The sequence below is a fragment of the Pseudomonas syringae group sp. 243L2 genome, assembly GCF_032587875.1.
Lineage (GTDB): Bacteria > Pseudomonadota > Gammaproteobacteria > Pseudomonadales > Pseudomonadaceae > Aquipseudomonas > Aquipseudomonas amygdali.
The window spans coordinates 629,605-642,355 of sequence record NZ_JAWHPL010000040.1 but is presented as its reverse complement, the minus strand read 5'-3'; the positions used below and the strand labels follow the sequence as shown (position 1 = coordinate 642,355).

Genomic DNA, 12,751 nt, shown 5'->3' with positions numbered 1-12,751 from the left:
GGCCCCGGTTTCTCTCTGCGCATGTCCGCTATTACTGCTGTACTTCCCACTTCCGATGATCTCGCCGCCCTTGCCGTCTCAATCAAGGCATGGGGGCGTGAGCTGGGCTTTCAGGAAGTGGGGGTCAGCGGTCTGGACCTGGCAGAGCACGAGCAGCACCTGCAACGCTGGCTCGATGCAGGCTATCACGGCGAAATGGACTATATGGCAGCCCACGGCAGCAAACGTTCCCATCCGGACGAGCTGGTGCCGGGAACGTTGCGCGTGGTGTCGCTGCGCATGGACTATCTGCCCGGCGACACCGAGATGGCCCAGCGCCTGACAGAACCGGAAAAAGCCTATGTGTCACGCTACGCCCTGGGCCGTGACTATCACAAGTTGATCCGCAAGCGCTTGCAGCAACTGGCCGAGCGCATTCAGCAGGCCATCGGGCCGTTTGGTTTTCGGGCGTTCGTGGACAGCGCGCCAGTGCTGGAAAAGGCCATTGCCGAACAGGCCGGGCTCGGCTGGATCGGCAAGAACACGCTGGTGCTCAACCGCAAGGCGGGCAGCTTTTTCTTTCTCGGCGAGCTGTTTGTCGACATCCCGCTACCGGTGGATGCGCCGCATGCGACGGAACATTGCGGGCGCTGCACGGCCTGCCTGGACATCTGCCCGACGGCGGCCTTTGTCGGGCCTTATGTGCTGGACGCACGGCGCTGCATTTCCTACCTGACCATCGAGCTCAAGACCGCGATTCCAGAAGAGCTGCGGCCCTTGATCGGCAATCGGGTGTTCGGTTGCGACGACTGCCAGATTGTCTGCCCGTGGAACCGCTTTGCACGACCAACCGACCAGAGCGACTTTCAGCCGCGCCATAACCTGGACAACGCTGGGCTGGCCGAGCTTTTTTTATGGGATGAAGACAAATTCCTCAGTAGTACAGAAGGCTCGCCCCTGCGCCGCGCCGGGTACGAACGCTGGCTACGCAACCTGGCTGTCGGACTGGGCAACGCGCCCTCCACCATCCCGGTGATCGAAGCCCTGCACGCACGGCGCGACTATCCCTCGGAATTGGTCAGGGAGCATGTGGAATGGGCGCTGCAGAGGCATGGGGTGGCAGACGCAGAGGGCTAACGCGTCTCAGCGGGCCGGGCGACGCTTAACTTGCATGGGAGCGGACTTGTCTGCGAACTGTCGGGAACCGGCAGCAAAAACGGTCGCCTTGGTGCATCAGACACAACAGAGTCAGCAGGTTTAAGGGCCGCTTCGCAGCCCATCGCAGCCGTCGTGACCTCCTGAAGCTCCCACGCCCTTCGGGCAGAAGCCCACTCTGCGGGCATCTCAGGATGTGAATGAAGCAGAGTGCTGCGTATGGGCATGCAGCTCCGGGCGTTCTGCGCCCTCTTCAGGGCTCGTCTTTATAGACGAACTTGGGCATTTCCCAGCGGAATCGGATCGCCAGCAGGCGCAGCAGCAGGCCGCCGAACAAGGTGATGAGCACGGCCTGTTCATCCGGCAGTTGCAGGTACTGGCACAGCAAAAAACACCACGCGGCCAGAAATGAAACGCTGGCATACAGTTCGCGACGGAAGATCAGCGGAATGTCGTTGCAGAAGATGTCGCGCAGGATGCCACCGAAGACCCCGGTGATGACACCGCACACTGACGCGATCACCAGACCATGCCCGGCTTCCAGCGCGGTCATGCAGCCGATCAGGGTGAAGGCCACCAGCCCCAGCGCATCCAGCACCAGAAACAACGAGCGCAGGTGGCGCATCAATGGCGCGATAAAGATCGTTACCAACGCTGCCACACTGGTCAATATGAGGTATTCCGGGTGCTTGACCCAGGTCAGCGGGTAATGGCCGATCAGCACATCGCGCACCGAGCCGCCGCCCAGGGCTGTGACGCAAGCGATCAGCACCACGCCGAACCAGTCCATTCCTCGACGGCCCGCAGACAGCGCGCCAGTCATGGCTTCAGCAGTGATGGCAATCAGATAAAGCATCAGCAACATGGCGGGGACTCTGCGACAAAGGCGCGCAGTCTAACCAGCCGACCAACGCACTGAAAGAGTGCAGCGAAGATTATTCACTGCACGCGCGAGTCTTGATCAAGGCTTGATGAAGTGCTCACGATAAAAGCGCAGCTCGGCAATCGACTCGCGGATGTCATCGAGCGCCAGGTGGGTGCTGCCTTTCTTGAATTTCAGCTCGGGGGACCAGCGCGCCGCCAGTTCCTTGAGGGTCGAGACATCCAGATTGCGGTAGTGGAACCAGTTTTCCAGCGTCGGCATGTGGCGATACAGGAAGCGGCGATCCTGGCAGATGCTGTTGCCGCAGATCGGCGAACTGCGCTCCGGCACCCACAGCTTGATGAACTCAAGGGTCTGCGCCTCGGCTTCAGCCATGCTGATGGTGCTTTCGCGTACTCGCTGGGTCAGGCCCGAGCCACCGTGCTGGCGGGTGTTCCACTCGTCCATTTTCGCCAGCGTCTCGTCGCTCTGATGCACAGCGATCACCGGGCCTTCGGCCAGGGTGTTCAGCTCGCTATCGGTGATGATCGTGGCCATTTCGATGATGACATCGGTATCAGGGTCCAGACCGGTCATTTCCAGATCGATCCAGATCAGGTTCTGCTTGTTCTGCATGTGTCGACTCCTCAGCGTAGGCGCGCAGTTTAGCTCACCCTGCCGTGCTAGACTCCTGCCGATCAATCGTACTGCCTAATTCATCGGTTACATCACATCGGAACACCCATGGCCAAACGCCAACTCAATCGTCGTCAGAACTGGCGCATCGAAAAAATTCAGGGCGAGCGTGCTGCCCGCGCGGCAAAACGCGAGTCCGCTACGCTTGAAACACTGGAAGGCGGCGACCTCGGCCCCGAACAGACCGGCCTTGTAATTGCTCACTTCGGTGTTCAGGTCGAAGTCGAGGCTCAGGAAGGCGAAGCAAGCGGTCAGGTATTTCGCTGCCACTTGCGCGCCAACCTGCCGGCACTGGTCACGGGTGATCGCGTTGTATGGCGCGCCGGCAATCAGGGCATTGGCGTCATCGTTGCGCAACTGCCCCGCACCACCGAACTGCGCCGCCCGGACTCACGTGGCCAGCTCAAGCCTGTGGCTGCCAACGTCGATCTGATCGTGATCGTGTTCGCGCCCATGCCCGAGCCACATGCCAACCTGATTGACCGCTATCTGGTGGCCGCCGAGCATGCCGGGATTCGTCCGCTGCTGCTGCTCAACAAGGCTGACCTGATCGACGAACAGAACGCGCCCGCGCTCAATGCGTTGCTGGCGGTCTACCGCACACTGGGTTACCCGGTGCTGGAAGTGTCGGCGCATCATGGCGATGGCATGCAGACACTGCAAAGCCAGCTTGATGGCCACATCAGTGTGTTCGTTGGCCAGTCCGGCGTCGGCAAGTCTTCGTTGGTCAACAGCCTGCTGCCGGAAACGGATACCCGGGTCGGCCCGTTGTCCGAAGTCTCCGGCCAGGGCACACACACCACCACAACCGCCCGCCTGTTCCACTTTCCGCGTGGCGGCGATCTGATCGACTCACCGGGTATCCGCGAATTCGGCCTGGGGCATGTCAGCCGTGCAGACGTAGAAGCTGGCTTCATCGAATTCAACGACCTGATCGGCACGTGCCGCTTTCGCGACTGCAAGCATGACCGCGAACCGGGCTGCGCCCTGCTCAAGGGGCTTGAAGATGGCCGCGTGCAGCAACAGCGCATGAACAGCTACCGTTCGATCATTGCCAGCCTGCCGCAAGACAGTTACTGAGCACCGAACGCAACACGCAAAAACGCCGCGATGATCGCGGCGTTTTTGTATCGGTTGCAGCTCAGTTCTGGGCTGGCTCGACCCGCAACTTGCCATCGTCAAAGATATTCAGCTTCTGCCGGATCTCGTGAGGCTGGGCGTATGCCTGTGGGTCTGGCGGTGCCCCGACCGAAGCACCCGGAGCAGCGGGAGTAGCAGGAGCGGCGGGCGCAGGTTTGGACTGAGGCGCACCACCGGAGTTCTGGTCGCCTTCGATACGCTGCTGAGCCTTTTTGGTCAAAACCACAATGTCGATGCGGCGGTTGACCGGATTGGTCGGGTTCTCGTGATCATAAAGAGCTGACGAGGCATAACCCACCACCCTGGCCACCTGTGAGTCTGGATAGGTACCGGCCACCAGCGCACGACGTGCAGCGTTGGCGCGGTTGGCCGACAGTTCCCAGTTACCGAATCCGCCGTTGCCTACAAAAGGTGTCGCATCGGTATGACCGCTGATACTGATCTTGTTCGGCACGCTCTTGATGGTGTCAGCCATCGCCAGCAGGATGTCTTCGAAATAAGGCTTGAGACGTGCGCTGCCCGAGTCGAACATCGGCCGGTTGTCAGCGTCCATGATCTGGATACGCAAACCGTCCTGGGTGATCTCGAACAGAATCTGGTCCTTGAATTTCTGCAGTTGCGGGTTTTCCTCGACCTTGTTCTGCAGCTCTTGCAACAGCATCTCCAGACGCTCCTGCTCGACCTCTTCAGCTTTGGTCTCGGAAGTCTCGGCCTCAAGGGGCACGGTGTCAGGTGACGGCGTGGTCTTGACCTCAGGGTTCAGCGTCTGATTCGGCGACATCTCGGGCGAGCCGCCCAGGTCGATCACATACGGCGAACCGCTGTCCGAAAAACCGACCGGGTCCTTGAAGTAACCGGCCACCGCGAGCAACTGTTCGGGCGTGGCAGAAGACATCAGCCACAGCACCAGGAAGAACGCCATCATCGCCGTCGCGAAGTCGGCAAACGCGATTTTCCAGGCACCGCCGTGATGTCCGCCACCAAAGCGCTTTACGCGCTTGATGATAATCGGCTGATTATTTTCCATGACTTAGCGACCGCGAACCGCTTGTTCCAGCTCGCTGAAGCTGGGGCGATGCAGCGGGTAGAGAACCTTGCGGCCAAATTCGACGGCCAGCGAAGGCGGCATGCCGGAGGCCGACGCCACCAGCGACGCCTTGATGCTCTCGTAGACGTTCATTTCTTCCTTGGCATCATGGGCAAGGCAGGTGGCCAACGGACCGAAGAAACCGTATGCCGCAAGAATACCGAAGAAGGTACCTACCAGCGCAGCACCTACGTGCATGCCGATTGCAGCCTTGTCGCCCGACCCCAGCGACGCCATGGTCACCACGATACCTAGTACCGCTGCCACGATACCGAAGCCGGGCATACCGTCGGCGATACCGGTAATGGCATGGGATGGATGCTCGAGCTCTTCTTTCATGCTCAGCAGTTCCATGTCGAACAGGCCTTCCAGCTCGTGAGGAGCCATGTTGCCGGACGACATGATGCGCAGGTAGTCGCAGATGTACGCGGTCATGCGCTCATCTTTCAGCACACCAGGGTATTTGGCGAAGATCGGGCTGGAGGCGGCGTCTTCGATATCCCCTTCAATCGCCATCATGCCTTCACGGCGGCTCTTGTTGAGGATTTCGTATACCAGCCCCAGCACCTCGAGGTAATAGGCGTGTGTGAAGCGCGAACCGAACATCTTCAGCGACTTCTTGAACACGTGCATGGTCATGTAGCCAGGGTTGGCCTGGAGGAACGCGCCCAGTGCAGCACCGCCGATGATCAAGACCTCGTAGGGCTGGAACAGCGCCATGATCTTGCCATGGGACAGCACATATCCGCCGAGGACACTCGCGATAACGACAATGATGCCGATAATTTTAGCCATAGGAAAAAATACTTTACTGAGTCGGGTTCAGGGACAGTCCGGAAGTTCTTGAATCTCTTCTTCTCCTTATCGGCCTAACTGGGCCAGACTATAGCCGGTTCTTTTGAAAAACCCATTTATCCGCCTCCATAAAAGGAGGAAAATGGCCTCAGCGTCCCGTACGCTGGCGGTTTCCCAGCTCAGATAATCAGCCGCACAGGCCATCGAATGTCGACAGCACACGCAGCACATCATCTCGTTCCGAAAACGCTGGATGCCTGGGTCAAGCTGCTTGACGGCATCGCGTTACCGGTCCCTGCCGTCAATCATGGGCACGTTCGCGCAGCATTGAACGACAGTCGCCGCTCACTGCGTGAAATCGCTGAAATGATGCAGGAAAGCCCCGCACTGGTATTGAGTGTGATGCGCGAAGCCAACCATCACACCCACGGTTTGACCGAGCAGGCCGAGAGCCTCGAGATTGCGATCAACCGCCTGGGGCTGGCGCGTACTGAAATCCTTCTGGGCCGCTTGCCGGCCAAGCCGCCCGAGGAAATTCCCGCGGTCTATCGCCAATTGATTCTGGTCAGCCAGCACGCCACACAACAGGCCAACGGGTTGTTTGCCAGTCGCCTTGCACGACTCTGGCAAGACATCCATATGGGCAGCCTGCTGTTCCTCTCCCCCCTTTGGCCGATGGCGCTGGCCTATCCGAAGCTGCTCGAAGAGCTGGAGTTGCGGGTTATCCACAAGGGCCATTCCAGCCTTGCAGTGGAAAAAGAGCTGTTCGGCGTCAATCTGCTGGAGCTGTGCCTGGCACTCGCCGAATTCTGGCGCCTGCCGATCTGGGTCACGCGCGGTTATAAGTTGCTGATCAACGAGCGACGCGATCTGGCCAAGGTGCTGCGCATCGCCCGCGAAGAACACAGCCCGCTGCAACAGCAACAACTCATGGACGCCGACCCCAACCTGCGGCGCTGGCTGAACCAGCCAGCCAATACTGTTTTGCTGGGTAACGGCCTGGCGCTGGCGGCGCAACATGCCTGGAACAGCCCGCATTGCCTGCGCTGGGAACGGCTGACCAGCCTTTACCTGCAACAGTCGATCAGCGAAGTGCAGCAGCAGGCGCATCAAAACGCTGCCAGCAGCGCGCGTATTCATGCGGAAAAAGACCTCTGGCACCCGGCCGAATCGCTGATCTGGCCTTGGGATGCGCGCCGTGTAAGGCGCGACAACGAACCAGCGCCACCGCCATCGGCCGACGCCCTGCAGCTATGGCGCAAGCACTGCGCCGAGCTGCTGCAGGACCCCAGCCCGTTCATCAACGCCATGCACTTGACCACCTCGGCCCGCGACGCGTTCATGTCGTGCGGTATGGAGCGGGTCATGCTGCTGATGCTGGACAAGACCTCGACCGTACTGCGCGTCAATCAGATGGCCGGACTGCCGGCCGAAACCGCCTCCTTGCAGCTGTTCATCAAGGAAAGCACCGTGTTGCAACGCTTGCTGACCCAGCCGACGCAGTTGCGCATGACCCCCGCGAACAACGCGCAGTTTGCCGCCCTGCTGCCCGCGCCACTAAAAACCCTGTTCAGTGGCCAGCACTGGCTTATTCGCTCGCTGAGCAACAACGGTAAAGTCATGCTGCTGGTGGTCGCCGACCAGGGTGGTGGGGCCTTGTCGGAAATTTCCGTCCAGGCATTCGGAAAAACCGCGCAATGTATTGAAAGGGCACTTGGCATCTTTAGTCATCGCAAAGCGTGAGGCCTGGCGTACAATTCGCCTCTTTCCTTTCATCGGAGGCTGCAAATGTCCGCATTCACTGGCTTGTCGCTGGTCATCGAACCCAACGATCTGCTTGAGCGTCTAGACGCCCCGGAACTGATCCTCGTGGATCTGACCAGCAGCGCTCGCTACGAAGCCGGGCACATTCGCGGCGCACGCTTTGTCGATCCGAAACGTACGCAACTGGGCAAGCCTCCTGCACCAGGCCTACTGCCCGACACTGCCGATCTGCAGCAGCTGTTCGGCGAGCTGGGCCACAACCCTGATGCAGTCTATGTCGTCTACGATGACGAAGGCGGTGGCTGGGCCGGGCGTTTTATCTGGCTGCTGGATGTCATCGGCCACCACCGTTATCACTATCTGGATGGCGGCGTGCTGGCCTGGGAAGCGCAATCGCTGCCGTTGAGCACAGAGGTTGCGCCCGTTGCAGGCGGCCCGGTCACGCTGACGCTGCACGACGAACCTACCGCCACACGCGAATACCTGCAAAGCCGTCTGGGTGCCGCCGACCTGGCAATCTGGGACGCTCGCGGCCCTACCGAGTATTCGGGCGAAAAAGTAGTCGCGGCCAAGGGCGGACACATACCCGGCGCGGTCAATTTCGAATGGACTGCGGGCATGGACAAGGCACGCAACCTGCGTATTCGTCAGGACATGCCAGAGATTCTTCGCGGCCTGGGCATCACGCCCGACAAGGAAGTGATCACCCATTGCCAGACTCACCACCGCTCGGGCTTCACCTATCTGGTGGCGAAAGCGCTGGGCTACCCAAGGGTCAAGGCCTATGCCGGCTCGTGGGGTGAATGGGGCAATCACCCGGAGACACCGGTAGAACTTCCGGAAGTGGCCGCCGCGCCCGCCGAGGCAGTCGAGGTTGCGCAACCCGTCGCGCCTGCGCAGCCAGCACCAGCCGAAACCGTCGAACCTGTCCGCTCTAGCGAACCGCGACAGGCCTCGCAGAAATATTCAGGACACTCATCCTCAGGACCTTCAATGAAAGACCGCTTGTTCATCATCAGTCAGTACCTGTTGCCACACCACCTGCTGTCCCGACTGGCTGGCTGCGTTGCCGAATGCCGCGTGCGCTGCTTCAAGAATGCCTTTACCGCGTGGTTCGCCCGCCGTTATCAGGTCGACATGTCGCAGGCCCTGGTCGAAGACCTGACGTCCTACGAGCACTTCAATGCGTTCTTCACCCGCGCATTGAAAGCCGACGCCCGCCCGCTCGATACCACGCCGGGCGCGATTCTTTCGCCAGCCGACGGCGCCATCAGCCAGTTGGGCCCGATTGATCATGGCCGGATCTTCCAGGCCAAGGGGCACAGCTTCAGCGTGCTTGAGCTGCTGGGCGGTGATCCCAAGCTGTCGGCACCGTTCATGGGCGGCGAGTTCGCGACGGTCTACCTGTCGCCGAAGGACTATCACCGCGTCCACATGCCACTGGCTGGCACGCTGCGTGAAATGGTCTACGTGCCGGGCCGCATCTTCTCGGTCAACCAGACCACGGCTGAAAACGTACCCGAGCTGTTCGCCCGTAACGAGCGAGTGGTCTGCCTGTTCGACACCGAGCGCGGACCAATGGCAGTGGTGCTGGTCGGCGCGATGATCGTGGCGTCGGTCGAGACGGTATGGGCCGGGCTGGTCACGCCGCCCAAGCGTGAATTGAAGACGTTCAGCTACGACGAAGCAGCGCGTGCGCCAATCCATCTGGAAAAAGGTGCCGAGATGGGCCGCTTCAAACTGGGCTCCACGGCCATTGTGCTGTTCGGGCCAAATCAGGTGAAATGGGCCGAGCAACTGACCGCGGGCTCCAAGGTACAGATGGGCCAGGCATTGGCAGTTCCGACACAGGCATGATTGTGACTTGAAGTCACAGTGCCTGGCATGGGCGCCCCATTAACAGGGGCGCTCATGCAGTTTAAAACCGGACAGTAATGGCTCCAGGCCATATTTACTGCGTAGTGATGCCGATACTGGTAAAGTCGCCCGATCGGTGCTGTAGGATACTTCGCACTTTCATGGGCGTATGCTCGACATGTCCCCGCTCCGCGATGACGTCAGCCACCCATTTAAAGCCTCCGTCCGGGCCAATGAGTTGTTGGAGTTCGCCTGTCACATGAGTAATTTTAGCCTCCCTCTGCTATTGCGTGCCCCTACGCCGACGCAGTCGAGCCTGACATTCAGTGAAGCCAACCCCCGCGACCTCAAACGCTGGATTTCCAGATTGCCCAAGGCGAACCTCGGAGAAATGGCGCGCCAGCTCTATCAAGGGCTGACCGAGCTCAACCAGTTGATCACCCCGAGCGAGAACCGCCTGCAACTGCTTGAATTGCTGCGGCCCGAGGTGTACTTCGTCTGCAAGCACCTTGAACGTCACTTTCTCAATCAGGCCATTGTGCTGGACGAGCGACCACGCAAGGTGGCCAACCTCTGCCAGGCGCTGCAAAACCATCTCGCAACCGGTTACAAGCAGATCATTCAGCAGGTCGCCCCGCGCTACACCCGAGACCAGGCCGGGCTGTTCAGCACTGCGCTGCAACGCGCACTGCATGGTCTCAACGGGCCACTGATACGCGCCAACCAGCTTTACTGTCCCGTTCAGGATGGCCTGTGGCTCGAGCTGCATCAGATCTACCAGATTGCCCGCCAGTACCAGTTGCACAACACGCCGGTCGAAGAGCCCCTGGCCCATCACAGCAAAGTGCTGAGCGTGGAGCAAACCTACGTGATCGCGCTGCTGATGGGTTGCTCACGCTGCAACCAGATGCGTCAGTTGAACATCGGCAAACTGGCCGATGCGCTGGAGGCCTGGAGCCCTCTGGTAAAGCTGCAATTGCCGGTCACTGAAAGCAGCCTCTTCGCTCTGGACCCGACGGTCGACAAACCACCGCTGTATCGCACCCTGTTCAGCGACGAACAATCTCCTCGGCTGCTGGGTATCAACACCTACGCGCTGGCTGAAGCGATCAATCAGTACCTGGCCCTGCCGGATGACCAGCGCACCCCTTCGCCGTTGCTTATTCCAACCGGTATCAACACCGACCTGCTGCAACATCTGGCGGTCGCCTGGGGTGATGTGGCGGAACGCACCTTTCAGCGCACGGCAGGCCAGGGCACCCTGAAGCTGTGCATCGGCATGAGCGCACTGCATTTTTATGTGGCTGGTCAGAAGTCGTTCAGCGAACTCCTGCAACTCAACAGCGCAGGCAGTGCTGCGAGTTTTTCGCTGAAGATGGCCAATGATGACGCGGACGATCCGTGGGCGTCTGCCTTCGACACTCAGCGCGGCAAGACTTCATCCGTTCTGCGGCCCTACGAAGAGATCGAATACCCGAAAAACGACGGCGACAGCGACTCGCTTTCCAACAACCAGCATACGTTTCCGACCTTCGACCTGAATATTGTCAACCACAGCCCGGGCGGATACTGCCTGGCGTGGCAGAAGGACGTGCCTCAGCAGTTGCAGGCTGGCGAACTTGTGGGTATTCAGGATGACGCCGGCCAGGGCTGGAGCATTGCAATCGTGCGCTGGATCCGCCAGGTACGCAGCGGCGGCACACAGATGGGGATCGAACTGATCGCCCCGTTTGCCCAACCGTGCGGCATGCAGCTGATTCGCGAACAGCAGAACAGCCAGTACCTGCGAACCCTGATGCTGCCGGAAGTACGCGCCATGGAAAAACCGCCCACCGTGCTCGCACCCCGTCTGCCTTTTCAGGAGGGCAACAAGGTGATGATCAACGTCGCCGGTGAAGAACGCCGCGCGTCACTGAGCAACCGGCAGGTCAGCAGCGCCAGTTACAACCAGTTCGAGTATCAGATGTACGACGCCCCGAAAGCGACCGAAACCGAAAAGGCCAGGCCGGATCAGGAATTCGATTCCTTGTGGGGCACGCTGTAGCGATCACTGCGACAGCCGTCGCGATTGGCCCCTCGCCATCAGGGGCAAACCACCACGGCCTGAGCGTCAGCGCTTTCCTTCGCGGTCGCGGAAACCCAACAGATATAGCACGCCATCCAGTCCCAGCGTCGAGATCGCCTGCTTTGCCGATTGCTTGACCAGCGGCTTGGCGCGGAATGCGACACCCAGCCCGGCAATCGCCAGCATCGGCAAGTCATTGGCACCGTCGCCGACCGCGATGGTCTGCTCCAGGCTCAAGCCTTCCTTGTGCGCCAGCTCGCGCAACAGGTCTGCCTTGCGCTGCGCATTGACGATCGGCTCTACGGCGACGCCTGTTACCTTGCCATCGACCACTTCCAGCTCGTTGGCGTACACATAATCGATGCCCAGTTTTGCTTGCAGCTGCTTGGCGAAGTAGGTGAAGCCACCCGAGAGAATCGCGGTCTTGTAACCCAGACGCTTGAGCTCGGAGAATAGCGTTTCGGCGCCTTCGGTCAAGCGTAGAGAAGCGCCGATTTCATCCAGCACACTGACATCCAGCCCCTTGAGCAGAGCCAGACGCTCCTTGAAGCTTTCGCTGAAATCCAGTTCGCCGCGCATCGCACGCTCGGTAATCTCGGAAACCTGCTCGCCCACACCGGCAGCCTTGGCCAACTCGTCGATCACTTCGGCCTCAATGAGGGTCGAATCCATGTCGAACACAGCCAGACGCCGGTTGCGGCGAAACAGCGAATCCTGCTGGAACGCGATATCTACGTTGAGATCCTGGGCAACTGCGAGGAACTCGGCCTGCATGGCTTTCGGGTCGGCTGGCTCGCCGCGCACGGTGAACTCGATGCAACCCTTGCCCTTGTCGGCCGGCGTGTCGAGCGGCATACGCCCGGACAGACGATCGATCTGATCGATATTCAGCCCGTATTTAGCCGTAATGGCGCTGACGCACTGCAATTGCTCGGCCGTAACCTTGCGGGTCAGCAGTGTGACGATATGACGGGCCTTGCCCTGACCTTCAACCCAGTGCTGATAATCCGCTTCGGACACTGCCGTGAAACGGACCTGCTGATCGAGTTTGTAGGCGGTGAACAGGATGTCCTTGAGCACGGAAGAACCCTGCACGGTATCCGGAATTTCAACCAGGATGCCGAACGACAGGGTGTCGTGGATAACCGCCTGACCAATATCGAGAATGTTCACGCCACCCTGGGCGAGGACGCCGGTGATGGCAGCAGTGAGACCTGGACGGTCGACACCTGTGATGTTAATCAGGACGATTTCGCGCAAGGCGCACCCCCATAGTGGAAAAAAACCGCATTCTAACCACATTCAGTGACCACCGGGCACAGGCAGCGCTTTGCCGCTACTGGGTCGCTCG

At 60.0% G+C, this 12,751-nt stretch carries 10 protein-coding genes and 1 pseudogene; 6 read left to right on the top strand and 5 right to left on the bottom strand.

All coding sequences use genetic code 11. The annotated features are described in order from the left end of the window. Positions 1-21: 21 nt before the first annotated feature. Complete coding sequence (queG, locus tag RYB66_RS25875; protein ID WP_316895831.1) at positions 22-1,116, top strand: tRNA epoxyqueuosine(34) reductase QueG; 1,095 nt, start codon at positions 22-24, stop codon at positions 1,114-1,116. 271 nt (positions 1,117-1,387) lie between these two features. On the opposite strand, the gene RYB66_RS25870 is transcribed toward queG, so the two are convergent. Further along, positions 1,388-1,999 carry a trimeric intracellular cation channel family protein gene (locus RYB66_RS25870; RefSeq protein WP_005742997.1) on the bottom strand — a complete coding sequence of 204 codons (612 nt, stop codon included), beginning with the start codon at positions 1,997-1,999 and terminating at the stop codon, positions 1,388-1,390. A gap of 96 nt (positions 2,000-2,095) precedes the next feature. Continuing rightward, entirely contained in the window at positions 2,096-2,632 is a 537-nt protein-coding gene (gene orn / locus RYB66_RS25865; protein ID WP_002551812.1) for an oligoribonuclease, read from the bottom strand. Positions 2,633-2,740: 108 nt separating this feature from the next. On the opposite strand from orn, the gene rsgA reads away from it, so the two are divergent. Further along, entirely contained in the window at positions 2,741-3,772 is a 1,032-nt protein-coding gene (gene rsgA / locus RYB66_RS25860) for a small ribosomal subunit biogenesis GTPase RsgA (protein WP_002551811.1), read from the top strand. A 61-nt stretch (positions 3,773-3,833) separates the two neighbouring features. On the opposite strand, the gene motB is transcribed toward rsgA, so the two are convergent. Together motB and motA are read right to left on the bottom strand one after the other, a co-directional pair. Next, positions 3,834-4,859, bottom strand: a complete 1,026-nt coding sequence (gene motB / locus RYB66_RS25855) for a flagellar motor protein MotB (protein ID WP_057441847.1) — start codon at positions 4,857-4,859, stop codon at positions 3,834-3,836. 3 nt (positions 4,860-4,862) lie between these two features. Beyond that, positions 4,863-5,714, bottom strand: coding sequence for a flagellar motor stator protein MotA (motA, locus tag RYB66_RS25850; RefSeq protein ID WP_002551809.1), 852 nt, complete (start codon positions 5,712-5,714; stop codon positions 4,863-4,865). Positions 5,715-5,921: 207 nt separating this feature from the next. Here motA and RYB66_RS25845 point away from each other — a divergent pair, with 207 nt between their 5' ends. From RYB66_RS25845 to RYB66_RS25830, 4 genes and pseudogenes are all read left to right on the top strand, one after another. After that, positions 5,922-7,457, top strand: a complete 1,536-nt coding sequence (locus tag RYB66_RS25845) for an HDOD domain-containing protein (protein WP_044317842.1) — start codon at positions 5,922-5,924, stop codon at positions 7,455-7,457. A 45-nt stretch (positions 7,458-7,502) separates the two neighbouring features. Continuing rightward, positions 7,503-8,315: pseudogene (locus tag RYB66_RS25840) on the top strand (rhodanese-like domain-containing protein); the annotation flags it as partial. Between the two features lie 156 nt (positions 8,316-8,471). After that, complete coding sequence (gene asd / locus RYB66_RS25835) at positions 8,472-9,335, top strand: archaetidylserine decarboxylase (protein WP_316895891.1); 864 nt, start codon at positions 8,472-8,474, stop codon at positions 9,333-9,335. Positions 9,336-9,594: 259 nt separating this feature from the next. Further along, complete coding sequence (locus RYB66_RS25830; protein ID WP_316895826.1) at positions 9,595-11,379, top strand: molecular chaperone; 1,785 nt, start codon at positions 9,595-9,597, stop codon at positions 11,377-11,379. A 66-nt stretch (positions 11,380-11,445) separates the two neighbouring features. Here RYB66_RS25830 and serB read toward each other — a convergent pair whose 3' ends face one another. After that, positions 11,446-12,660 carry a phosphoserine phosphatase SerB gene (serB, locus tag RYB66_RS25825; protein ID WP_004654576.1) on the bottom strand — a complete coding sequence of 405 codons (1,215 nt, stop codon included), beginning with the start codon at positions 12,658-12,660 and terminating at the stop codon, positions 11,446-11,448. Positions 12,661-12,751 lie beyond the last annotated feature (91 nt).

What these genes read in the sequence shown, in the direction of transcription:
- orn (WP_002551812.1), bottom strand. Translation starts at nt 2,632, where the DNA reads ATGCAGAACAAGCAGAACCTGATCTGGATCGATCTGGAAATGACCGGT.
- RYB66_RS25845 (WP_044317842.1), top strand. Translation starts at nt 5,922, where the DNA reads ATGTCGACAGCACACGCAGCACATCATCTCGTTCCGAAAACGCTGGAT.
- RYB66_RS25870 (WP_005742997.1), bottom strand. Translation starts at nt 1,999, where the DNA reads ATGTTGCTGATGCTTTATCTGATTGCCATCACTGCTGAAGCCATGACT.
- queG (WP_316895831.1), top strand. Translation starts at nt 22, where the DNA reads ATGTCCGCTATTACTGCTGTACTTCCCACTTCCGATGATCTCGCCGCC.
- rsgA (WP_002551811.1), top strand. Translation starts at nt 2,741, where the DNA reads ATGGCCAAACGCCAACTCAATCGTCGTCAGAACTGGCGCATCGAAAAA.
- motB (WP_057441847.1), bottom strand. Translation starts at nt 4,859, where the DNA reads ATGGAAAATAATCAGCCGATTATCATCAAGCGCGTAAAGCGCTTTGGT.
- motA (WP_002551809.1), bottom strand. Translation starts at nt 5,714, where the DNA reads ATGGCTAAAATTATCGGCATCATTGTCGTTATCGCGAGTGTCCTCGGC.
- RYB66_RS25830 (WP_316895826.1), top strand. Translation starts at nt 9,595, where the DNA reads ATGAGTAATTTTAGCCTCCCTCTGCTATTGCGTGCCCCTACGCCGACG.
- asd (WP_316895891.1), top strand. Translation starts at nt 8,472, where the DNA reads ATGAAAGACCGCTTGTTCATCATCAGTCAGTACCTGTTGCCACACCAC.